At 54.8% G+C, this 23,404-nt stretch carries 8 protein-coding genes and 2 pseudogenes; 3 read left to right on the forward strand and 7 right to left on the reverse strand.

All coding sequences use genetic code 11. The annotated features are described in order from the left end of the window. Positions 1 to 33: 33 nt before the first annotated feature. Positions 34 to 855 (reverse strand): CmcJ/NvfI family oxidoreductase, encoded by an 822-nt coding sequence (locus ACF8RA_RS01875; protein WP_241804392.1) that lies wholly within the window; start codon positions 853 to 855, stop codon positions 34 to 36. A gap of 514 nt (positions 856 to 1,369) precedes the next feature. Between ACF8RA_RS01875 and ACF8RA_RS01880 the strand changes: the two are divergent. Then, positions 1,370 to 1,594 (forward strand): annotated as a pseudogene (locus tag ACF8RA_RS01880) (nitronate monooxygenase); the annotation flags it as partial. Positions 1,595 to 2,623: 1,029 nt separating this feature from the next. On the opposite strand, the pseudogene ACF8RA_RS01885 reads toward ACF8RA_RS01880, so the two are convergent. Then, positions 2,624 to 3,269 (reverse strand): annotated as a pseudogene (locus ACF8RA_RS01885) (ATP-binding cassette domain-containing protein); the annotation flags it as partial. Positions 3,270 to 4,483: 1,214 nt separating this feature from the next. Here ACF8RA_RS01885 and ACF8RA_RS01890 point away from each other — a divergent pair. Continuing rightward, positions 4,484 to 6,652, forward strand: coding sequence for a hypothetical protein (locus ACF8RA_RS01890; protein ID WP_392518721.1), 2,169 nt, complete (start codon positions 4,484 to 4,486; stop codon positions 6,650 to 6,652). A gap of 399 nt (positions 6,653 to 7,051) precedes the next feature. On the opposite strand, the gene ACF8RA_RS01895 is transcribed toward ACF8RA_RS01890, so the two are convergent. The 4 genes from ACF8RA_RS01895 to ACF8RA_RS01910 are packed head-to-tail and all read right to left on the reverse strand — an operon-like array spanning position 7,052 to position 21,724. Next, positions 7,052 to 9,094, reverse strand: coding sequence for a hypothetical protein (locus tag ACF8RA_RS01895; protein WP_392518723.1), 2,043 nt, complete (start codon positions 9,092 to 9,094; stop codon positions 7,052 to 7,054). A gap of 10 nt (positions 9,095 to 9,104) precedes the next feature. Continuing rightward, positions 9,105 to 12,665 (reverse strand): helicase-related protein, encoded by a 3,561-nt coding sequence (locus tag ACF8RA_RS01900; protein ID WP_392518724.1) that lies wholly within the window; start codon positions 12,663 to 12,665, stop codon positions 9,105 to 9,107. A gap of 9 nt (positions 12,666 to 12,674) precedes the next feature. Beyond that, entirely contained in the window at positions 12,675 to 15,452 is a 2,778-nt protein-coding gene (locus tag ACF8RA_RS01905) for a hypothetical protein (protein ID WP_392518725.1), read from the reverse strand. A 2-nt stretch (positions 15,453 to 15,454) separates the two neighbouring features. Then, positions 15,455 to 21,724, reverse strand: a complete 6,270-nt coding sequence (locus ACF8RA_RS01910) for a hypothetical protein (RefSeq protein ID WP_392518728.1) — start codon at positions 21,722 to 21,724, stop codon at positions 15,455 to 15,457. Between the two features lie 666 nt (positions 21,725 to 22,390). On the opposite strand from ACF8RA_RS01910, the gene ACF8RA_RS01915 reads away from it, so the two are divergent. Beyond that, positions 22,391 to 22,867, forward strand: coding sequence for an ATP-dependent endonuclease (locus ACF8RA_RS01915; RefSeq protein ID WP_392518726.1), 477 nt, complete (start codon positions 22,391 to 22,393; stop codon positions 22,865 to 22,867). A gap of 187 nt (positions 22,868 to 23,054) precedes the next feature. Here ACF8RA_RS01915 and ACF8RA_RS01920 read toward each other — a convergent pair whose 3' ends face one another. After that, complete coding sequence (locus ACF8RA_RS01920; protein ID WP_392518727.1) at positions 23,055 to 23,342, reverse strand: helix-turn-helix domain-containing protein; 288 nt, start codon at positions 23,340 to 23,342, stop codon at positions 23,055 to 23,057. Between the last annotated feature and the right edge of the window lie 62 nt (positions 23,343 to 23,404).

The following is a 23,404-nucleotide window of genomic DNA, read 5'->3' on the forward strand; positions in this document are numbered from 1 at the left end:
GATATGGCCGCCGCCACACCCGGTGACCAATACCTAGTGAAAGAAGGCCAGGGTACGAACTTCGATACTTTCGCGTGGCGGGGCTCCCGGCGGCGTATGGGGGAGCTGGAAGGCGGCATGGGGGGTGAAGCGGGCACGGCCGTCGTGACGCGAGTCATAACCCTTGATCAGCAAGACTTCGTCACGGCGCATCTCCGGAAAATAGTACCAGCGCTGGTGAGTATTGTAGGCGAGGTGATAAATTTCCCCGATGCGATCCGGATAGACCAAGTCGGTAGCCAGCAGATCATTGGGGTCGAGCGTCGAGGCGTCCAGCACCGCCAACGGCGAGCGCTTGACAGGGCCGCTTATCGGGCGCCAGACGTTGATCTGAGCGACTGACATCGCTGCCATTGCGGCGGCTTGTTCCGCGCCCAGTACTTCCCGGATACGCTCAGGCCCCGAGTGTTCGGTGTAGTCATTGTGCACACGGCTGGCTGGGCCGCGAAAATCCCGCCGTTCGGCGTCACTGCGCCTGGTGTGGTCGAAGATCACGACCCGGCTCGCGCCCGTCAATTGCTTGATCAAGGCCTTTATCTCGTCATAGTAGACCTTTACTACCGAGGTATCGTCGTAGAGATCGTCTACCACCGTCTCTCGCCGGTGGAGTTCAAACCCCTGCTTGTCCAGTGAAAGGCTGTCGGCTAACGGACGTCCGTTTTGTATCTTGACTTCGCGCTCCTCCTGCTCGGCAAAGTAGTGAGCCTCACTGTCACCGGTCAAAGCCTCGGTATGTATATAGGGCTTTGCATTTTGCCTGACCAGGTAGGTGAGTTTCGTGAGAACGCTATCGGGCATATCAATTGTGCATTTCAAGTAATACCTCCCGTTCTGCTGGCCGTACTCGGCGTGGTGGCGCTGTGGCGGCGATGTGGCTGGCATGTAGGCTCGCTCTCAATCATATGCCCTCGAACAGACGCATTAAATGCCCTCCAGGCGCAAGCCCTCCAAGAGTGACAAGTGGCTATCCACAACTTTGCTGTCAGCAGGAGAAAGCTTGGAATCTGCAAGAGGCGGATACTTGCCCAGGCCTTCCCCCGTTTCGTGAGTCGAAAGGATGGCACCACTGCTGTTCACGTACATGCCGTGTAGCATGACCTGCGTGTCTGCGGCGGAAGCTTCGTTAGCACCCATTTTCAATGGTTTGCCCAATTGACAGCGCGTGTTCCAGTCAGGTGCGTGCTGATTAGCCCCGGCCCTGCAAATGGTGGATCTCACCATGAACGACATATGCCGCCATGGGGGGGGCCGTCGAGCACCAGCAGGTCGGCCTGCTTACCTGGCTCGAGCGTGCAGACTGGTATGGGTGCCAGCGGCGCAGTAGATCACTGGGGCAGGGATCAAAGCTGCAATGGCGCTCGGCGCCTGCGGTGCGCAGCTTGGCACAGCCTTTATCCTCTGCCCTGAGACATCCGCAAACGCTGCCTACCGGGAAGCAATGAAAAGCCATCGCGCCTATCACACCCAGGTTACCAGTGTGATTTCTGGGCGACCTGCCCGGGGCATGGTCAATCGGAACTTCACGGATCTACCTTCGGATCACGCCTCTATACCGGCATAGGCATCACTTTCGAATCCTTATCGAGGCGAGATAAATGAACTGCTTAACAAGGGACTATAGTGGCATATTGCTCTGCTGACCCGCCAGAGCGAAGAAGAAGCCCAGACGAACCGGACCTGTGGCATTAGAACGGGGCTGCCTAATGGATGCCATACCAGACTGGGGGAACAGGGCACACGTGGTTTCCCGATGACACGTCATCCTCTCTCTCGAATTCTGCTGGAAGCGGGGAGCGGTGCAGTTTGGTGCGAGAGTCTAGGCAAAGTGAAAAAAATCTCAGGGTAAGTGAAAAGCCACGGGCTGGGCACCAGCCGAGCTGGGTGACAGCCTATTTTTTTGACTTATTAAACTTGTCACTATCGAAAATCAGGTTCCCCATGACCTCACATGCTGGTGTTCAGCTAGGTCGGCGATCTACTCTCGTGAGCAAGGCGGGTAGGGCAGGGGCTAGTATCAAGAAGTCATCTCAGCAATTGGCACGGGATCGACAATAAACTGCACGGCAACCTCGGCGGTAGCGCGCCGTCGCCGAGGAGTCGACGATAACGCAACTGCAGCCACGCGGGCCAGTAGGTGAGGGCAGTCTGGAAACTGGGCACGGTGTTGGCTGCGGTGGCGGCCGCAATGAATGCCTCGGCCGCGGCGCGGGTGCTGTCGGCTAGATCCGCCAGCACCAACGGCTGGGAGGAGGGCATTTGTACCGGCTCTGTCAATTTCATCTCGCTCAACGCTGCACTAGGTTCGGATAACCTGTGCTTATCAGACCTAATATAGCGAAGAGGTCGGCATGACGATATTCAATCGTGAAGGGCAGCGATGGCAGCTATCGACCCAGGCTGTGTGAAAACCTCCGGACCGATGTGGCTGTTCAAAAACATCCTAGAAATCGCGCGTCTACGCAAAATCTGGGTCTGGCTGAGCCGCCATCTCTTTCCAGATTTCACATACAGCGCGATCATCGAAAAGCAGCGGGGGGCACACAGCCTGGCCCCATTGGTGATGAGTGCTAGTGCGCTCAATTGTTCATGCGAGAGATGTACTGACCCGAGCGCAGATCTTTGTCGGGCGTTCAGGCAGCACAGCGGCTTGCAATTGCTTCCCGGCCGGATGCTCGAACGACAAATCGCCGCGCACGGTGCAGTCCTCGACAATGCTTCCTGCGTCCAGCACCACAACCCGCTGGCAGAAGTAGTGCACCAGGCTCAGATCGTGGTTGATCAGCACGAAGGCGGTCCCCTTGTCGCGACGCAGCGCTTGGAGCCGTTGTAACAGTTGCAGTTGCAGTTGCAGTTGCAGCACACGATCCAGATTCGAAAGCGCTTCGTCGAGTACCACCAGCTTTGGCGAGATCGCCAGTGCTCGGGCGATGTTGGCACGTTGCAACTGACCACCGCTGAGCTGTTGCGGCATGCTCGGCGCCCAGCCCCATCTGCTTCAGCAGCTCCACTACCCGTGCGTGGCGGGCTGTCTCATTAAAGGCGCTCAGGTGACGCAGGGGCTTGGCGATACTTCAGCCGATGCTGCGCTGCGGGTTGAATGCGCCCGGCGCGTCCTGGAACACCAACTGCACGGTACGCTGGAAGGCCCGTGCCTGTTCGCCGCGCAGCTGATTGACGGGCTGTCCGGCGAAGGTCACCAGCCCTTGGCTAGGGGTTTCCAGCCCGAGCAGCTCCAGTCCGCTGTGAATGAAACCCTGGAGTTTTCACGGGCGTTTAGCGGAGGCAAGACCAGATATGTGGTGATCGCGGGAACTCTGCCAAAAAACAAAGCTCCACTGACGGCCCTTGAGAGATACAAGGGAACTGTAAGTCAAATTCAGATCGTGGATTTTACTGCGCTATTAGAGGGTCTGAGGCGCCTTACCTCAAAGACGGGGCAGCCAGCCTGACGCTATGAAACGATCAATTGAAGTAATCATTAGCACTAAGAGTTCGTAGGTGAAGTAAAGGTTAGGCTTGGTATGAGACCGGGAAGTAAAGATCGTTCAGCGCATAGATTGATGCGACCCCAAGCTGGTGAGGCTATAATTTGAGCTGCCGAGATCTACATCGGGCCGTTTGAAGATGATCATAAGCTTTATCACAAGCAATGAGGGGGGCTAATGAGCGTTTTGGAACTTAAGATGAGTCTTAGCCTTCTGAAAAGGCGGGAGCAGCGGACAGCTGAAGTGATCGCTAGACATCGCGTATTTAGGGCGTAAACGCTAGGGAGAGACCTTTTTGTACAAAGATTCACTTCAGCGTACTCCAGTCACAGGGGACATTCCCGAAGACAAATAAACAAGGCGGATTCATCAAAGACCATAATTTAACAAGTGGGCGATGTCAGATGTTCATAAGCTGTTCGTCACCCACCGTTTCATGGACTCTGGACGCTAAAGATGAATGCATTTGTTCATCGATTAATGTTCATGGTCGAAGCCGCGCGCTTGTCAAGACAGTCCGACCCTTGGAGGCAACTCAGATGCTGATGGCGCTGCGGTAAACGGGTAAACAGTCCCAAGAATGAGTTGGAGTCTGGACGATGTGTATCCAATCGCTTCCGGCTGAAACGTTCCGATAGCTTGGGGCCGTGACCAAAACCGTTGCGACTTGTCAAAGCCCGAGTCGCTGGTTGGTAGCGACCAGGGGAGACTAGAGATGGAGCGGGGCGCCTGAAACGGGGAATGGCGGTAGGAGTATCCTTGGGAAATGAGCTGTAATGAAGAAGAATGTTTGATCCTTGGCGAAGGAGTGATTATATACTAAATGAGCGATGTCACATTGACATGAGCTTTTCCGTCTGGCCTACTCGGGCCAGAAGGTAGGCTATTAGTATGGAGTGGGGTTGTGTCTCAATTCAGTTAACAAGCCTACCGATTTTGATTATAGCGATGAGGTTAACTTGGACGTAGATCTGGCTAAAGTCATAGCGAAGGAACTAATGCGTCTTGCCAAAAAGAGGCGTGTAAAAATACTGCCTCCCGGTGTGGCTCCCAGCCCCGGATGGTTGGATGAAAAATCATTTTTTCGTATGTCAGCAATACGTACAGAAGGAATGGTGTTGTGGCTGAATACTCTGCAAGAAGATTCAAGCCTTAGCGTGCAGGAGCGAATTGAATATTTATTAAGAGGGAAGGATGACTTTAAGGAGCTGTTGAGAGATCCGGATGTTTCTGACCTTCTAAAAAAAACATTTCATGTAGATGGAGCTATAAAACTCAGCGAAGAAGAAGTGGCACATTTAGTTTCGCTGCCCTATGGGATAGATTTAACCAAACAGCAGGGGCGAGAGAGAATTGAGCGCATTTTGTCACTATGTGCTTACCGCCTAGGTCGTCACTATGTATTCAGGGGGCCGAACTACTACTTCATGTTTGAAGGTGTAGATGTAGATATGAAGGGGCCGCTCACATCAGTAAATGACTACGAAGTCCGCGGCCTAAACTACGATCAATTCGCTCGAAATCTCTTGGCGCACTATAACGAAGTCAGTCAATCTCTGTACTTTGCGACCCGAAATTTACAATATGAAATACTTACAAAGGTATCGTCAGTTAGAGATGTGCTATGCAGAGAGTTGTTGAGCAAGCTATCGCAAAAAAAACTCAGAGCCATACGAAAAAAAACTAACCACAGCAATCGACTTCTCGGGCATCAAGAAACCGATCAATTTTACGGGCTCCAGCTGGAGGAGATTCTTAATGATCTTGAAGAGTTTCGCGAGATGGTGGCCAGTTATCGCAAGACAGGTGAAGGCTTAGAGCAGATAATAATATTTATTGCGCATGGGGATTCTACGCTGCGACATGCCAAGTTAATGCTGGGGGTGGACGTAGACTCTGTTTTGAATAGGCATCTAAAATTAGATCCGGGCAAGCCTTTTCGCAAACTTCTTCTCGGGCTGCTGGACTCAAAAATCAATATCCTTGCCTTCCATCAAAATGCTTCGCAAATCCTCTATAATCGTGACTTCTTAAATCCCGAATCACAAGGAAGCCTCGTTCTCAATAGAGATACAGTTAGGAACATGAAAAGTGTGCGCTTTAGAGAATTCCGCGAATTCAGCGATGCACAGGAAAGCGCTCGAAATAAGGAGGGGAACTTAAGTCTTTTGGCCGAGCTGGAAAACACAGTCGCTCTATATATGGATGTATTGGTAAACGATAATGATGCTAGCTACGTCAGGCTGGCAGGCTTGCTTTCGCCGGAGGTCTGGAGTTTAAAGAGCAGCCCTTATGGGGCGTGCCCCAAGATTCTATATGACTCAATCTCCTTAATGGGGAAGTTTTTTAACTTCCTCAGTTTGTATCACAAAACTTTTGAGCTTGAGCAGCAGGGGAAGCAAGCTAAGAGTCAAGCCAGCGGAAAGCCATTTAGAAAGTCCAATATTCATGACGTTGCGCAAAAGAATGCGAGGGCGAAACTTATACGTCTTTATCGTGAGGAAAATGATCCTCTAGCAATGGTGCTCACAGCCCAGCAGGCCATGAATGTCATTGTGCAAAAGGGCTTTGATCCAGCTCGAGACGTATTGCATGCAATGAGCATTAACTACGGGGGGGCGTTGGTCGGAATGTATGCGAAGCACACATTTTCGCGAATGGTACCTGGAGGGCAACTGTCAGTAAATACTGGTGCGCTCATTTATTCAATTTATGACCTGAAAACGACAGGCTCATTCTTTGATCTGTCAGACTATCCATATGCTTCGATAGCCAATGATACGACGCTGGGACATTTTGCGAGAAAGAAGTTGAGGTCGGAGAATTGGCTATTGGTCTTTGATGACAATACAAACAGTGGTGAGACGGTTGATAATGTACGGAGGCTAGCCTTCGATTCCGATCATTTTGGACGTGTTGATACGTTCACTTGTCGTGCAAATCCAAATATTGAGAAATATAAGGAGTCTCTGACGCCTAAGCAACGGATCGATATTGTCGGCGTGGCCGGACTAAGGTTGAGGAAGGCCAAAGCTGCGGGTGCTAACGAACGCTACAAAGAACTTATCGGTACGATCGTAGGCAATCGACTTTTCAAGATAGTTAATGCTCAAAAAGCTCCCCAGTAACTCAATCCCGTGATCCCTTTCGTATCGATGAATGAAAGGACGCGTGCGCTGGCAGTGTAATCTGCCATGGAATGTCTGCGGGGCGTTAGTACCTACCTGCTATCCAACATGAAAGGACGATCAGGATACGCCAATACTTTGAAGAGGAAGTTCAGGATCTCACGGACAGAGTATTCTTGCTCCGAACCCGGCTCGATGAGGTAAAGCTTCATATTGCAGCGCATCTCGTAGATTGCTTCAGAGAAAGTTTAATGGCGATTAGGTTACGCCCGGACAGCTTAGTTGATCCGGCAACTGTTGATGGCCGGATTCGAGCCATGACATTGGCCATCAGAGCCTTGCCTAGGCCCTCGGGATGTGGGAAGGGGCGCATGCTGCTGCGCCCATCATAATTATCGCTTAGACCTTGTCCCAGTAACCTTTGCGAATCATCAGCGAGCCTTCGCGGTTAGCTGGCCCTCCATGAATATAGGCCCTGGACAGCCCTTGGTTGAAAGTTTCGCAACCAATCTCGATCTGAACGCAGCCGCTGCAGGCATTACCGACGTCGGTGCACACTGGGTCAAACGCGCAGTTGAAGGCGAACATGCTCGCGTCATCGAACCACGGCTGCAGGTAGTGCTGGAACAGCGTCAACAAGCCGCCTGCGGTGTAGTTCTGGACAGAAGACACGTACAGGACGACCGATAGATCCATGGGGATCAGGTATTCCTGAATGCTCTTGGAGTCGTACCCGGTGTGGCGGCGTGCGGTCAACATGAGCGAGTGGCTGATCGAATGCAGAAGATTGAAGGGGGCACCGTCTTCGGGCGTGCGCGCTGATATTTCCCGTGCTGCCTTCCCAGGATGCATTGCCAGGACGTTGTAGTGGCTCAGCAGGTAGGCATGGCTACGTGCTTTGTCTTGTAGCACCGCTTCACTGGGGGATTCAAGGAACGCCGAGTCGATACACCAGCGGAGCACCTTGCGCGGATCCAGACGTACCCACAGCGCTTCGGTCTTCGCGGACATCGCATAGATGGAGGTCTTACCCTTCATCGCTTCGTCGACACGGTCGGCGAAGGCGTTTAGCATTACCGGAGGAGCTTCAGGATTGATCGACGGGGTGCTCCTTTCTCGGGAATAGCCAAGCGTGGCCAATACCACCCGCAGGTCAGGTATGTGCGTGATTGAGTCAATGCCGTAACGCTCCTGAACGCTTTGCCATTGATCTGCGAGCAGATCTTTCTGAGCGATGTCGATCGTTTCCTGGATTTCCTGCTCGATCGTCCTACCTTGCACATCGTGAGGCAGAAAAACGGCTTCCAGCGTGCGCCGATTACCGACTATTTCAATCAGCGTGGTGAGCTCTGGAACCAAGTCGCGAACTGCACGGAAGCAGCCAGAAGCCGCTGCCAGCTGACCCTCGATATGGGCGACCTCCTTGCGGGCGGAATCGAGCACGACGGCCAGGTCTTCGTTGTCTTCAGCCATCGCTTCGAGCTTCGCAATGCTGAGTTTCTTCCTCTCCAACAGTGTGCGCAGCGCTGCCTGCTCATCCGCGTCACCAATGTTCGCTGCGAGCATCAGGGAAAGCTTTTGCTCCAGCTCACGCCCCGACATTCTTTTGAGCAATGTCAGTGCTACGCCCTCGGCGATATCCTGAGCCATGCCCTCAGCGCCTTCTGCAGCACCTTGCAGACACTGCAGCAGGCTAGCAGTGAGCTTGCCCCTGTCCTCACTCAGGGCGATGTACTGCGTGCTCTGGGCATAGAAGGACTCACCGCTGGTCAGAGGCGTCCCTCGTTTTTGAATCTCGGCTCCGAACGCGGCGCTGCACGCGGGGCAATCATCCTGGTGAGTGCCGGAAAGCTTGTCGCCCGACTCAACGTCGATGAAGGATGAATGGAAGAACGAGCCGGCATCGCGGTAGCCGATACTGGTTGAGCGACGTGCAGCGTGTGGAATGTGAACCGGGTTCACGAACCCGCACCGGTGCACTGAAACGTAAGGCAGCTGGATCATCTCGCCTGAGCAACTTGGGCGTTTGCATGGGATGAAGCTGCGGCCATGGTGCGTCCGGATTCGAGCTTGCATCTTGGACAGTGTCCGGTCGTCGGGCTCTTTCGAATCATAAAAATCCAGAACACGGCATCGCTTGCACGAGAGGATCAGCGGCGCGGGCGAGACGAATATCTCGGAAGGCGATTGAATCTCCAGTCGCTTTTTTTCCGCAGCCGTCAAAAAGGTCGGATCGACTTGACCTCCTGCGCTTTCCCAGTCATGCACAAACGTCAGGACGGCTTCACGCAGCTGTTCCTTGTCAACGCCCTCGAGCGCCGATCCGCTGTTATTCAGGATACCCATGACACGCCCGTAGGCCTGGTTCCGGAGCCTTGTAAAGGCTCCGGGGAGAAAGGCTTCCCTGAAAAGACGACTACGGCTCACATATTCCTTGTCCATTCTTCCTACCTCACCTAGCCAATGCCATGAGCACTTCATCAGCCGAGCTGTTGACGGGCTTGATCAAGATCTGGTTTTCAATATCGCGGAACGAGCGGAAAGGGGCATATCCGAAAATGTCACCCAAAGCCTCGCTCAATGTCTGGTCGTTCTTGCTGCCCGGCCAGCGTTCCAATTCGAAGAGCGCGTTGTCGACACGCGAGATCAGGGCGGCGTCAAAGCCGGCGATGACGCGGGAGTCGAACGTGTTGTTCAGCGCAGAGGGGATCCGCAGCGCATTGACCACGATTTTTTTGATCTCTGCGGCGGCGGCTTTACCGGGGTCGCTTCGAAGCAGCGTGACCAGGTCGTTGACCCTATGGCTCAGATCGCCGCCCCAGCTCTGCTGCGGCGCCCAATTGAGTAACACCGCGGACATCACGCCAGGCAGCGTTCGGTCAATGATGTTGGGAGCAAATCGGTTGATGGGCACCGAGTCGACCAGGCGATCCAGGAAGATATGGTAGTCACCAAAGTTCATGAAAACGCCCGACTCGAACAGCTGGTGGGAGGAGAGAACACAAAGCACGATGCCAGGGTGCACACGTCCACTACGAGCGGAAGCTTGGATGTATTCGGCGGTCGACTTCGGCCAGCCGGCAACGATCATAAAATTCAGCTCCGCGATGTCCACACCGTGTGACACAACGCTGGTCGCGATGATGTGCCGGCAGGTGTCATCTGCGTCCTTGGTTTCGACGTGGCGGATGGCATCGAGGATCATGTCGAGCCGGGTTTCGCCGTCTAGCAAACGAGCTTTGCGCTCAGCTCCAGTCTTGCTGTTGACCTCTTCCATGTACCGCATGATTTCCGTGATGCTGCGCTTGCTGTTCGCGTAAACGAGATCGGTGTTCAGGTTCTTCTCGATGTAGCGCAGGGCTTCCTGAGCCTGCCCGCTGGCCAACCCCATTGCCTTGAGCAACCGAGCATCGCCGGCGGCCAGTTTACTTCGCCAATCATCGACCTGATCAAGGAAGCGGGAGCTGGCTTCAGCCACGGATTTCATGGCGACGCGTCCGCGACCGATGGGGAGAATGCCGGCAAACCAGCGGCGGACCAGTTGCGAGCCGGTTTCATCATCTTTCGCCTTACGGGCATAGAATGACTCGCCTTGGTTGACCCCTGGCGCTGGGAATCGAACAGCATTGCGCAGGTAGAGGTGATGGATATGGTCGTCGAAATCCTTGATGGTGGCCGTGGCAGAAAGCACCTTGGGTGCGCGACCTCCGTGGCTTATCTGCAAGGTGCTGAGCAAGGTTTCGTAATGAGCATCGAAATTGCCCAAGGATTCGCGAAGCAGGTGCAGCTCATCCTGTACCAACAGTGAAAAACCAGGGTCTTTCATCGGGGATGTGGGCACCACCCTGACCACGCTGGTACGAGTATTATTGCCGCAGTCGATGGCTTCCCATTTTTCGCCACGCTGCTCAATGCGGCGGTGCTGGCACTTGGATTTTTGGGTGAAACCGTGCTCAGGACAGAAGAATCGAGCCCCACCGAAGAAGTTCACGAAACGCTGGTTGTGACCGATGACGGCCAGCTTGTCCACTGTTCCGACCAGTACCGAGGGCAGGTATCGGTAGCACTCTTCATCCGAAACATAAATGCCGATCTCACCCCGGATACCTTGCCCGTGCTCGCCTGGTTCGGCCTCGCAGTTCGACCAGCACTCTGGGTTGTCACAGACATGCTTGATGCGGGCACGTGTCATGTCGGTTGCGATGCGGATAGAGCCGCCGACGCCGCAGTAAGGGCAGTCTGAGATAAACTGGTAGGACTTCAGGCGCTCGTCGCTGAATGAAGGCAGGAAGCCTTTCTGCACGTCCTCGCCGTACGTGCTGCTGACGCGGTTGGGTGTGCCTTCGCCAGTGTAGTAGCCAATCGTAAAGGGCCACCCACCAAGACGTTCGCGCTGGCGCAGCATGTTGGTCTGGGCCAGCACGTAGGAGAGCCGCTGGAACTGCTGAACAGACAGCATCCGCAAGGGAAACCGGAGCCAAGCAGTCGTGCCGTAATCACGTCCCTTCATCCGGCCATAGAGCAGCGCCATGCTGATGATACCCAGATAAGCCTCGGTCTTACCGCCGCCGGTGGCAAACCAGAGTACGTCCGCCGTCTCCATGCTGCCTCTTAGCTCTGCCGAGGTCGCGTGCCGCTCGTAGACCGAACGAATCTGGGTAAGAATGAAGCCGAGCTGGAACAGATGCCATGCGGTGAATCTTTTGCCTTGAATCTTGATGGCTTCGCCCATGGCTTCGTTCATCCATTGGAAACAGCGGCGAAGGTCGTGATGTGTTCTTAGGAGCTCCACGCCGTCTCGTATGCGGCTGGTTTCCTCCTGGAAGGCATTACGGTCTGCAATAGCAACATCCCTATCCGCCATGAGCCCTGCGGACTCCAGGGCGCTGATGCGTACTGCCCATTCATCAAGGTAGCGCTCCTGTGTTTTCAGGAAGCTGTCACACACCAGGAGCGGGTCGCGGGCAAGCATTTCGTAGCTAGGCGCGAAGGCCATGTCGACTTCGGCCGGCGTAGGCGCATCAACCCGCGGCTGAGCGAAGGTTGGCATACCGTCTGTCTTGAACAGTTTCTTCTCGACCTGTACTACTGCGCAGCTAATGCCATAGCCGGGAAGGCCGTCATCATCACGGTATCGATACTCTTCCGGCTGGAGACGATGAGGCACCTTGTAGCTTTCACCCGCAACGAGCCGGGTGATCAGACGGGCATCCAACAGGTATGGGGCGTCGACGCCGAAGGTCCGAGCATCGTCGGTAGTTGTCTGGTTTTCCAGGAACACTTCGAGGAGGAAACTTCCAGCGGCGCTGGCGCCGAAGGCGGACGGGGTAGGGCGTAGACGTGCTCTGAGGTTGATGACGTAATTCAGGATCGCATTGCGGTCGCTGGCGATCTGCTCAAGGACGGTACGATTCAGGCTTGCCTGGTCGGCAAGTGCGGTCTCGCTCCAGTCGAAGCCGAACCGTGCGTTCCCATTCGCATTGGTATGGCAGCGGCGCATGACGCGCGGATCAGCAATCCAACGCTGTTGCTCAGCATTCAGTATCGCGGTAAGCGCTGCCTTTCCAGATACCCATTCATTGGGCTTGCTGGGATCAAGTTCGAGCTTGATGGATGAGAAGCTCACTGTGTACCGTTTGAACGCGATCGGCAGGTTTTGTGCCCTCTTAGGTGAGCCCCCATCGAGCACCAGATTGGCTTCGACGCTGCAAAGATCAGGAATGTAACGGTGTACCAAGTCGAACTGGCCGCTAAGCTCGCATTCGATCCAACCCTCTTCATCGGGCGAAACCAAGAGGACGATGCCGATCGAATTCGGCGGTTGCGGGCCCGTATAGTTAGGATCAGGAGCTGGGCCGAGACAACCAACCAAGCTGACACGGCCAGGTTCTATTCCGTCATATAGCTTGCCGTCTGGTGGGAGTACATCGACTTCCTTGTCACTCAGTCGCAGGCGCATCTCTTCTAGAAATGCAGCTGTCAGGCCCATTTCTTCTCGGTAGTTGAGAGCCATGGTTCGTCCTTAGGATTGTGTAGTTTCCAGGTGTTTGCCAGCGTGGTGGATGACGAGCAGCTTTTCCTCGGCATCCCAATCGAAATGAATACGCAATGTGCGTGACGGATCTCGGGCCCGACCAAGACAGAAATGTCTGTTCATGTCCGCAGGTTTTCCTTTGTACTGGCGTTTATCCGCATACATCCCCATGGTGACGGGAGACATCTTCGGCCCAAACTCAATGCTCTCCTGCTTGAAATGCTTAAGTACGTCATGCAAGCGTTCAGCTTTGTCGTTGTAGTGCTCGTAGAGCCTCGTGGCCATGAGCTTGAGGCAAGAGCGGAATTTCCTATGATCACGATAAACCGAATCGCGCAACGACTTGATGGCAGGATTGGTCAGGCAGATACGCCCTGGGTGAGCGCCAATAACCTCATTCGCGATGTCAACGAGTCCGTCCTCTTTCTCAACCATCACATGAGTGGCCGTAACCCTGATTGACGTCACCACGCCAATCTCGATCATGTCGTCGAAAGTTTTGGCATCGAGAGTCAACTCCCCAATTTCAATGGTGGTTGCGCCCTTGCCGCGCTCCAGGATCGCTTTACGAAGCTGCTTGCCAATCTGCTGATGTGCGATTCGAACTTGTTCGATGGCATTGGCAATGAGTAGAGCGGATCTCTCCGGGTTTTTGGCACCGGAAAGACGTGCGAAAACTGCAACTGCCGCTCGGTCACGTGGCCCATAAACCTTGTGCCGGTACCAGTTACCAACTGTCGCGTCACACACCTCTACTTTTTCCTTGCGAAGCTGCGCTTGCACTTGCTTTACCGTCAGCCGTGTTGCGACGCTGTCGACCATGGTTTTCCAGCGCCCAGCTGCGCGCAGGAACTGCTGCATGCCTTCGGAAAGCGCCACCATATCGAAGAGTTTCTCCTGTGTGGCTATACGCTCATCGTTATGTCGCAGCAGGATGATCTGGTCGCCTTCGGTCAATTCCTCAGCAACTGTTGGGTGAATTTCGTCATCGCGCAGCACAAGCACGGGGCGGTTTTTACTCCAAGGAATCTCGGACTGCGTACCTTCAAGGGTCACCCAAATCAAGTCAGGCAGTAGCGGGTCGCCGCAGTGCAACGGTGTGGAAGGCTCCACTGGCTCTTCCATCAGCAATTCCAGCCAATGATCGAATTCCATCGCAAGCGGAATGGAAACCTGACGCTCCTTGGCCGGATAGGTGCAGCAGTCAGCGACGTTGACCGCTTCCAAAACCAGCGTTTGCGTCTGTGTTACAGAATCCTCGTACCTGCGATCAGTCCAGGCGAGCTGCCATTGCGCAAGCTTGTCACCGTCAGGACAGCTCTGCACTCCATGCTTTGACCACCATTGATGAAGCATTCGTTCTACAAAGGGCTTCTCGTAATCGTATGCAGGAACGACCACTCGGCGGCAGGGCGTCGCTAACCAGTGCTGGCGGCTCGGCCACAGCATGCCGGTGATGATGACTTCGTCTACCGCACCTCGAAACTGTCGATAAGCCTTCACCCCGTCCATCGCCGTGATGTGAACGGTCGCGTTCCATCCTTCGTCCAGCTCGTTGTCGAACCAACTTTCCAGCGCAGCAACCTCATGCGGGTTGCCACACAGAACTAAGGTGTTCTGCTTCGTGCTAAAGGAAGCCCTCAGATGTTTCAGAAGCCATCCAGCTTTGCCCGTGACCGATTGTGAGAAAAGCTCATGGACATTGGTGAGCTGCTTGATCAAATTGCGCGAAGCAACATCCGACTCACCGTACAAGCAACTGCCGTTGCCGGCGATTTGAAGCCATCGCTCCAAGCACCGAACGGGATAGAGGCCTGGACGGGTCGCTGACTGAAGCGAGCTTTCCAGAAACGGCAAGGGCACCGGAAGCTCATTCAGACTTCGAAACACCTTTCCGATGATGGCCAGGCGCTCCTTGAACACGACGTCCTTACGATCAAGATCTCGTCGCAAGGCAAAAAACCGATCTGCCAACTGTGCCAGTTCATGATTGGCTCTACGATCCTCAGTGACCAATAGCTGAAACTGGGTATCAGCCTTGGCATCTCGGGCGAGTGAGGATTTGTCACCCAGCCGCATCAGCCACAGATGGCTGAGTGTTCCATTGGATCGGATCTTGTCCAAGGATTCACTATCACCCAGTGAAAGCAGAGTGATCCGAGGAACCTCAGGGAAGCTCTCGGACAGAGCGCTGTCCAAGGCAGCAGCGTTGTCATTACCCCCCCGTGTCCCGTCGACGACAAGAACGAAAGGTTTGCTTGCTCTGCCGATCATCTCAACCAGCTCCATCACATCCAGCGAGCCATCAACCACCAAGGTTTCTGAAGCGGATTTCATGTTGCGCTTCTGGTCGGAAGCCCGGAGCACCCGGGCACGTAGAGCGGGGACGCGCGACAAATCATTGAACCCGGCGCGAGGCCTGGAGATGAACACGATGTCGGGGCAGGTCTCCATGTTGCCAGGATTGAGCCAGGGCGAGCGGATGCCACCCTGCAAGGCATCCCAGCGGATGCGATGCAGGTACACCATCAGTCGCGTGAGTCCTTCACCGCCCATCAAAGGCAGTGCAATCGCCACGGACTTCCCGTATTTCAGGGCGCGGCCCGCCAGCGCAAAACTTGCCGATTCTGCTGCGTCGGGTGGCGATAACTTGAGTGGTGACCAGGCATCGGCGCCGGGCTGGAGCAGCTCGCTGGCTGGTACCGCGCCCCAAGCGCCCTGCATGGCCCGCACCCACCCAGATGTAGTAGTTGTATGCTGGGTCATGATTAGGCCTTGGCTTCTTGGGGGGCCTTGATCAGCAGGGCCGCCTTGATGCTTTCAGGTAGCCGATAGATGTTTTGCTTCATCCCACCTGGGCAAGGAATGACGAGCCGCAAGCGGGTCAGCCACTGCAGGGCTTGCTGCGGGTCAATGTCCGCATGGTGGCACAAGAGGCTAATCGCAAAGTCTTCTTCATCGAAACGCTCTTGCCCACAGAGTGCGCTCAACACCGGGCGTGCCCAGTTAACTGCGGTCAGGCCTGTCTTGCCGAGAAACTCTTCCATGCTCTTGGCTTTGGCTTGAAGCAAGGGGGTGTAGGCTGGGCCGAAGCCATCTACCTTCATCACGTCGTTTTTCTTAGTCTTCGCCGCGAGCAGCCTATCCAAGGAGAAGTACCAGCCTTGACTGTGATTTTCCAAGATGTCGGTGGACGTCGACGTATTCTCAAGGTTGAGCTTGTTCAGAAGGTGAACCAGCGCCGTCCGTTTCCAGATATCCAGGGCGATAAAGGGCTGCATCGTTTCGCGAGCTTGTGTGAGCTGTGGGTTCGACTCCCACTGCCACAGCGCGCGGGGCGACATGAGGAAGATGACGCGAACGCGATGGCGTTTGACGTTGGTGTTAAGTCGCGCTTCGTGAGCAATGTCGAGCAGATCCAGCATCGTACTGACGGGTTGCGTACCTGTGATCTCCACGAAGAGCATGATGTTTTTGCGCAGCGATTGAACTTCTAGGATCACGTCTACGAGGAGTTTCTTGAACTCACTGGCCGAGCCGAGCTCGGTATCACGTCGATGAAGCGGAGAGTAGCGTCCAGGTTTCTGGTTGCTGCTCAGCGGAGGTTCCTCCTCGCCTATGGCCAGGAGTGATTCGACCATCCACTGAGGGTCGAGCCCCAGTGCTTCAGACCCCGTGATGATGCCAACAGAATAATTGGAGGAGCGCGCTTCAATGGCACCCAGCGCAGGCTTCTCTCCAATCTCCTCACTGATGAGCAGCTTCTCATCACGCAGCGTGAGTGGTGAAGGGCGTGTCGCGCTGAGTGGGAATGCGTGTGCTGACAACGGGTCGTTCTCGTTGATCGCGTCCACCGCGGCGAGCAACTTATCCTCGATGTCCTTCTGGCCACCCACGAGATTTAGAATATTGGCATTGCGCAGCGCGTATTCCTTACCACCTTCGGTGCGTCGCATGTACTGGAGTACGCCAAGGCCACACAGCTCATCCAGGAACGCTTCGAACTGTGCGTCCGTCATCGGCCCGAAGATATGCGGTGCCCATTCCTGTACCACCACTTTCGCCCGGCTGGCTGAGTAGCTGTTGGTGCTCTGAGAAATCAGGCTGTAAGCGATCAGCTTGTAGCGAAGATCCAGGTTCAGCGTAATGTCGAAGCGGTCGCAGATCAGTTGTCGAATGCCCGGATCCTTGCGGATCTGCTCAACGTCATCAGCGCTGATGGAGACTGAGCCCACCCGGCGGTTATGTCGAGCGTTCAATGTCTTGATCAGCTCATGGCAGTAGATGTGGATCAGGCCAGGGTGGCGGTTCGTTTCCACCAAAATTCGGTTTACCAGCAAAGGCGACTCGAATTCATAACCCAGATGGCCCAACGGTTCGCGAATGAGCTGCAGGGCCTCAGCCGGGCTCATGATCGAGACCTGGATTGCACTGCCCAGTTGGTGCAGGGGGTAGTTTGGCGCATCAGCGAAACGACGAACGTTTTCAAGCCCCGCAATGACAATCTTGAACCGGCCATTGCTATTGTTTACCAAGCCACTGAGCTCCCGGAAAATGCGGAAGCCATTCGCCGCATCAAGCCCTAGAGTCAGGTCTATCTCATCGAGGCATACCATGAGCGCGTCGGCGTTGTCCCTGGAGAAGTACGCTCTCAGTTCATCCACCATGCCGTCAGCATCGGAAGGGTGGGAGTTCTTCACTAGTCCGCTGCTAACTGCAGATTGGTAGATCAGCTGCCAAACACGATAACGATGCTTGTCCAGCTCATTGCCAGACAGGTTTGCCCGATCCAGATCGCCGTCGATTTGATAGAGGTACGCATGATGACGCTGATCAGGGTTGTTGAAGCGGCGTTGCGTCTCATTGAGCAACGTCGTTTTACCCAGCTGACGACCACCAAAGATCATGGCTGCGCCGTTGCGCATAGTGGTCAATGATTTGATGTCATTCTGGCGTCCGTACCGCATTTCGGGCGGTGCTGGCTGCATCTGGTTGCCGGTGTACGGATTGCTGAACGTCCAGGGCAAGCTCAGTTGCAGGAACGTCTTGAGTCGCTGGTGATCCGATACGCCAAGTCCTGCGAGTATGGTCAACAAGACAGGATCGACATGCAGCAGCACATGCTTCGTCTGCTTGGTGAACTTGGCCAGCTCATTACGCTCGTCGTTCGACAGCTCTTTGGCTGAGATAAACACTGTGCGGTCGTGAAGGAACTGGGTCTGCTCGGTGAGCAGTGCTTTAAGTTCCGACATCGTCCACTCGCCATTCCCAAGCAATACGTTGATGGGCTGTTCATCGGATCGTTCGCTGAAGAACACAATGCCGCGGCCCGTGTCGTGGCGCTTCACGTTCAGGGTAAGTTGCGCGATGCGGCTGCGTGCAGAAAAGCCTGCCCGTTGAGCAACAGCATTGCTGAAAACTGGATTGACAGCCTCTAAACCCAGCGCGGTTAGGACGTGCACCAATTCGTCGTAGGCCGCTTTATCCAGTGTCTTGACCCGGCGACGCAAGTCGATCAAACCTTCAAGGGCTAGCTTGAAGTGGTTGGGTAAGCTGTCCAGAGACAAACCCTCTACGGTAGCTCCGGAAAGCTGACGGACAACCTCTCGGGGATTGTGATTCCCACTCAACAGCTTATGGAGCTGGGGCTCAAGCGTGAGGAAGCGCTTGAGGAGTTCTGTTCCAGACTCGGTATCACTCTGCAGCGGCTCTCCTTTGTCCAAGGAGTGCTTGAGATGCTCAAGCATCTCCTCCGCTACGGTCGTATCGTGAGTATTGAGCGCCGCTCGGATCTGCTCCAGCCATGTAGCGGGAACCCAGTCCACGCCGCGGTCAACCAGAGCCTGGTTAACCAAGGCCTCCAATGCAGCTTCAAGCTGCTCTTTTTTGGCCGTGAATTTATTCACTACGCCGGATTCGAGGTCGTCCAGGCTACTGTGAATTTCGCTGAGGTCGTCTAACGCTCGCAGGCTTTTGAGCTGATCCTGCAGATGCTCCAATTCGCCGCACAATTGGTAGTGGCGTTCGTCATCAATCAAGGATGCAATGTTGGCGTTGTCCAGCAGCCCCCGCATCTGATCGCTTCGTATGTTGCAACGATGAACCTCTTCGAGGAACAAGCGCTTGATCGCCTCAATGCTGTCCGCCTTCGAACCCTTATTACCATCTTGGTGGTTGAGCGTCAGAAGAAGGGCGTGCCGGAAGTTCTTGCGTTTCAGCGCCTCGTCGGCGAGCGCCAGTTCATTCAAGCCCTGGTCGAGTAACTCCATGAGCGTCGTTAGTTGGACACGGGCGTCGTCGTCAGTGCTGGTGGACAGCCACTCTGTAGGCCACTGTAGCCAGCCATTGATTCGCGAGACCTCCCAGATGATCTCCTCATGGCGTTCTCCAACTCTGCTGATGCGTTGGAGCACTGTAATGGCGAGCAGCAAACCGGCCTGGTGCTCTGGGTCTTCGGTGCTCTGGAATCGTTGTTCCAAATGAGCTGAAGCTGCCGTGAGCATAGTGAGCAAGCGAGGTGCGAATTTGGTGACTTCGCTGGTGCGTTGTCCAAGTAAGCTGTGGTTTTCGACCCACAGGTCAGCGACGTTGACGATCTCATCGATTGAACGCAGGAACCAGTTTCGAGCATTGCCTTCGATCTGAGGTGCGGCAGTGCTTTCGTTCATCATCCTATGGATTTCAGCCGTCATTAGGCGCGACTGCTCATCCTTGTCGCGGTATATGTCAGCAAAAGCTCGCACCTCATCCAGCCGCGATGCATCGTCTCTGACGATACTTTGATAGGTCGACTCAAAATCGTCACGCGCCAGGCATTCTTTCATCGCTTTACGAGCAGGTGCCCAGCCTGTCTGTTTGTTTTGGATGCGGTCTTGCCACTCAACCAGGCGCGCAGCGAGCCTCTCACGCACGTCCTTGTCGTTGCTGGCAGGCTGCTCCCGCAGGGTGTCGACGTCCAAGCGGATATTGTGACTGGAGAAGCTAACGACCTCATCAATCAGCTTGGCGACAGGCCCATCAAAGCTACCGGAAACGGAGGCGAGCAAGCGCGAGGCATTAGTCATCATCCCGCAGAACAGCGTGGGCTGCAGGGTAGCGGCGAGGACCAAGTAGGGAACTACGCGGCCTCCAGGGCGCCGATAGCTCCAGCTCTCAATGATTTCTGAAGACAGCTGGTGCAGCTGCTGCTGAACCCGAGTGACGGTTGCCGAGTCTCCTCGCCAGACGTGCATTCCATGATAAGCCGCTTGCACGAGCGGCAGCGACAGCAGGTCACCAGCAAGCCCCATTCGCCCTGCGATTTCCAATGTCTTGCTAGCCAGCGGCAGGTGACCACGCTTGAGCCAGAGTAACGCGATGTTCTCAACGGCGATCGCGGGTAGAACATCCATCGTTTGCTGACAATGTTCTAGTCGGTCTATGGCTTCCGTTGGCTTATTGAAAAACCGCGAGACATTTACCTCATCTTCCGCCAGATCAGGCGAGACAGGTTCGTCAGGCTCAGCAAGTGATTCAGTATCAACTTCCGGTTCAGAGGTGTGGTCATCATCAGCTTCAACTTGAGCTGGTTGAATTGGGACGGGCTGCTGAGTGCCTTCATCACCGCCGTCACAGATCGGTTCTGGTTCTGGCTCGATTACCGACTTCGCCTCTACCTCCGGTGCAGCCTCGCCGAGTCGCAAGTCGAGCATCGCCTCAACATCTGGCGTGCATTCCGTAGAAGTAGGCGAAGTCAAGGCTTCGTAAGGTTGCTGCTCAGGCTCAATCCCGATTAGACGAGATTGCTCAGCAATAGCCGCTGCGATGGGCTGTTGACTCGACCAGGACTCAATCGCTGCCTTGGCCGACGGGTGATAAATCCCCGGTGTGAGCAAGACATCACGGGCGTCTACATCCAGTGTTTCAAGACGATAACCTGGTGGCAGCAGCAGGTCGCAGCCTTCCTGTTCAACCTCCTGAAGTTGCCTGTTGATCTTGACCCGAGACTCTTCTGCTTCGGCAATATTGCTGCGCAGCTCACTTTTTTCGCGAAAGTTAGCCACCTTGAGCTTTTCATTGAAATTTGAAAGGTCGCTCTCGATTTGGGCAGTAACCGCTTCTGCCTCTTGCAGACGGGTCTTGATGCCGGTCGATTCTGTTTCTCGCTCCTCGGTCAAGTCGACCAGGAAGCTATCAGCGACCTCTCCCTGAAGCCGCTCGTTGAAGTATTCCAGCCAAGCCATTCTGAAGGCGTTCAGGAACGATTCGTCTTGGAAATACTGCAGTGAGAGATCACTGCCGATACTGATCAAAACATCAATGCATTCCGCGAGAATCCTACGAACCGCGTCTTCGCTCAGCGCATACTCGTGCTTGAGGCGGGGAAGATTGGCGGTGATGAGCGCCTCGATTTGCTCTGCGTAGTGGAGATTTCCTGAGTCCGTCTTCGCCTGCTGAGCCAGCTGGAACAATTCGCTGTACAGTCCAAACAGACTCAACGGGGCGTCAACCTCGGGGGGGCCGATAGCCTGATCGTCCTCCGCTTCATCCAGCAAATGTTGTTTGCCGATCTGCCTTGCTCTCGCTTCATCTTTGAGCAGCGTTGAGTAGTGCTCCATCAACTCGGGCTGAAGAGTGATGAAGATGCCCAGCAAGTCGTTTCCGAACGGCGTCGCAACCGCGTAGGCACCGTCGGCAAGTGCGCTTCGCTCCTCTTCGCTGAAGGCATTCCAGTTCGCCAGTTGGTCAAGCAGCAGCCCGACCAGACCACCGAACTGCTTGATATACGAGCGGCCTTGAACAAACTCACGCAGAGCTGCGTCCCACTTTTTGGCGCTATCAACCCACGTGAGGCGCGATTCAAGCATGCCTTCCAGGGCTTCCCGATCTTCTTGGGACAGGCTGTTGAACCGATCAACAACTGGCCCCTTCGGATCGGGCCATGTCTCATCGATTTTGTTGAAGATCAGCCTTTCCCAGCTTCGGAAACCCTCAATGCTCTTCGATTTCTTTAGCAAGCGCTGCTGAGCGTTGTACATGTCCTTGAGCAGCAGCTTCAAGCGCCCGATAGACGTCTTCTGGAAGTCCATCACTCGATAGCCAGGCTTCACATTCGCCTGTTCCCGCCGGCGGACTGCACGGGTCATACCAATCATATGCTCAAGCACAGACGAATCAGGCTCACCGGTCTCGGGATCCAACATCGTTTGGTCAGGGAACCCGAGACCATCGGAGGAGAACTGATCAATCAAAGAGCGGTTAACGTCTACAGCGAAAATCAAATTTGGCATTTGATATCCATATCGGATGAAATTGATGGCTTACCTGCCCAGCTTCGGCACACGCATCCCAAGGGGCTCAGCAGGTTGAGAGCGCAAGCGAGGGCGATACACATGGCACAATGTATACCTACCGTGATAGCTTAAAGCTACTACATGGTGGGCTTTCCGACTAGCCATGGCGCGGTCAGTTCGTCGGGCCCGTATTCGCGAGTTCTTTACGGTGTTTGCTGGCCTTTACACCCTGTCCCTGGAGTCGGCCTGCAACGATTAACTCGCCGTAATGGTGGTGTAACGTTTCACCCTTGTAGAACCTCACTGATTTTTCTAATCGCGCCTAGGCTTTCAGGGCATCTATAAGGCCATCTGACAACTAACTGCTTTAAAGCGAAAACTTGACGCCATGATCATACCCGACGACCCCGTCATGATCATGGCGTAGAGGCCATGAAGACTCTGCTGGATGCCCATGCGGTTTCAATCGGTGATGGCGCCATTGCGCTGCATGACAGTGTAGGCATCACGCTTCGATCTCTTGGCACGGGTTCGTCACGCTTGCTGGTTGCGGGTCTTCAGCGCATGGCCGCCGGCGCTGCGACCATAGCCTTGCTGGGTGAGATTGAGTACGGCCTTGAGCCTCACCGCCTGTTGCGATTCCTAGACTCCATGGGCGCCAAGGATACAAAGCAACCTCTGCAGGTTTTCATCACCACGCATTCCCCAGTCGCCCTGCGCGAACTCTCGGGAGACCAGCTGTATGTCGTGCGCAAAGTTGCCGGCCGACACCTGATATTGGTTGCTGGCACCAGTGACGACGTCCAGAGCACCCTGCGAGCTGGCCCTGAGGCCTTTCTGACGAAGCAAGTCATCGTGTGTGAAGGGCCGAGCGCGGTGGGTCTGGTTCGAGGGCTCGATCAGTTCTGAAACGCCGGTAACCATGAATCATTTCTGGCCAACGGGTGTGACTATGTAAACGTCGGGGGCGGTATCACGGATAGCGTCTACAATCGGCGTCCCGCATTACTGGGTCTCGGTTACCGTGTGCTCTGCTCCTGGTCGACGCGGACAGCTGCGGTTCTACAACAGCTGTTGACTGCATCCAGCGCTGGGCTCACGAAAGCTCTGAAAGCTCCTTGCGAACGCGGCAAAGAATCTGATCAATGCTCTGATCAGGGCGATGGAGAGCATAGGTATGAAGCAGTAAGGATACTGGATGGATATCCAGTTCTCTCGCGATCTCGTCGAGCTTGTCCAGCGTTGGACTTTTTAGTCCTCTCTCCAAGGTGCTCAGGTAGGTTCTGCTGCTCACCTCGGAGAAATCCTCCTGCGTCCGGCCGCGGCTGGTTCGGATGTGTTTCAAAGCCTGGCCAAAGGCCTTCCTCAGCTCCATTTTGCTCATCTCGCAAAATGAGTGATAAAGCCCTCTCGCGCCCTTTAGGACTACAATCTATAGTGTTCATT

The sequence above is a fragment of the Pseudomonas sp. FYR_5 genome (assembly GCF_043106315.1).
In the GTDB taxonomy this organism is placed as follows: Bacteria; Pseudomonadota; Gammaproteobacteria; order Pseudomonadales; family Pseudomonadaceae; genus Aquipseudomonas; species Aquipseudomonas putida_Y.

Excerpts from the sequence above, each read along its gene's own strand:
- ACF8RA_RS01895 (WP_392518723.1), bottom strand. The coding sequence starts at position 9,094 with ATGGACAAGGAATATGTGAGCCGTAGTCGTCTTTTCAGGGAAGCCTTT.
- ACF8RA_RS01900 (WP_392518724.1), bottom strand. The coding sequence starts at position 12,665 with ATGGCTCTCAACTACCGAGAAGAAATGGGCCTGACAGCTGCATTTCTA.
- ACF8RA_RS01905 (WP_392518725.1), bottom strand. The coding sequence starts at position 15,452 with ATGACCCAGCATACAACTACTACATCTGGGTGGGTGCGGGCCATGCAG.
- ACF8RA_RS01915 (WP_392518726.1), top strand. The coding sequence starts at position 22,391 with ATGAAGACTCTGCTGGATGCCCATGCGGTTTCAATCGGTGATGGCGCC.
- ACF8RA_RS01920 (WP_392518727.1), bottom strand. The coding sequence starts at position 23,342 with ATGAGCAAAATGGAGCTGAGGAAGGCCTTTGGCCAGGCTTTGAAACAC.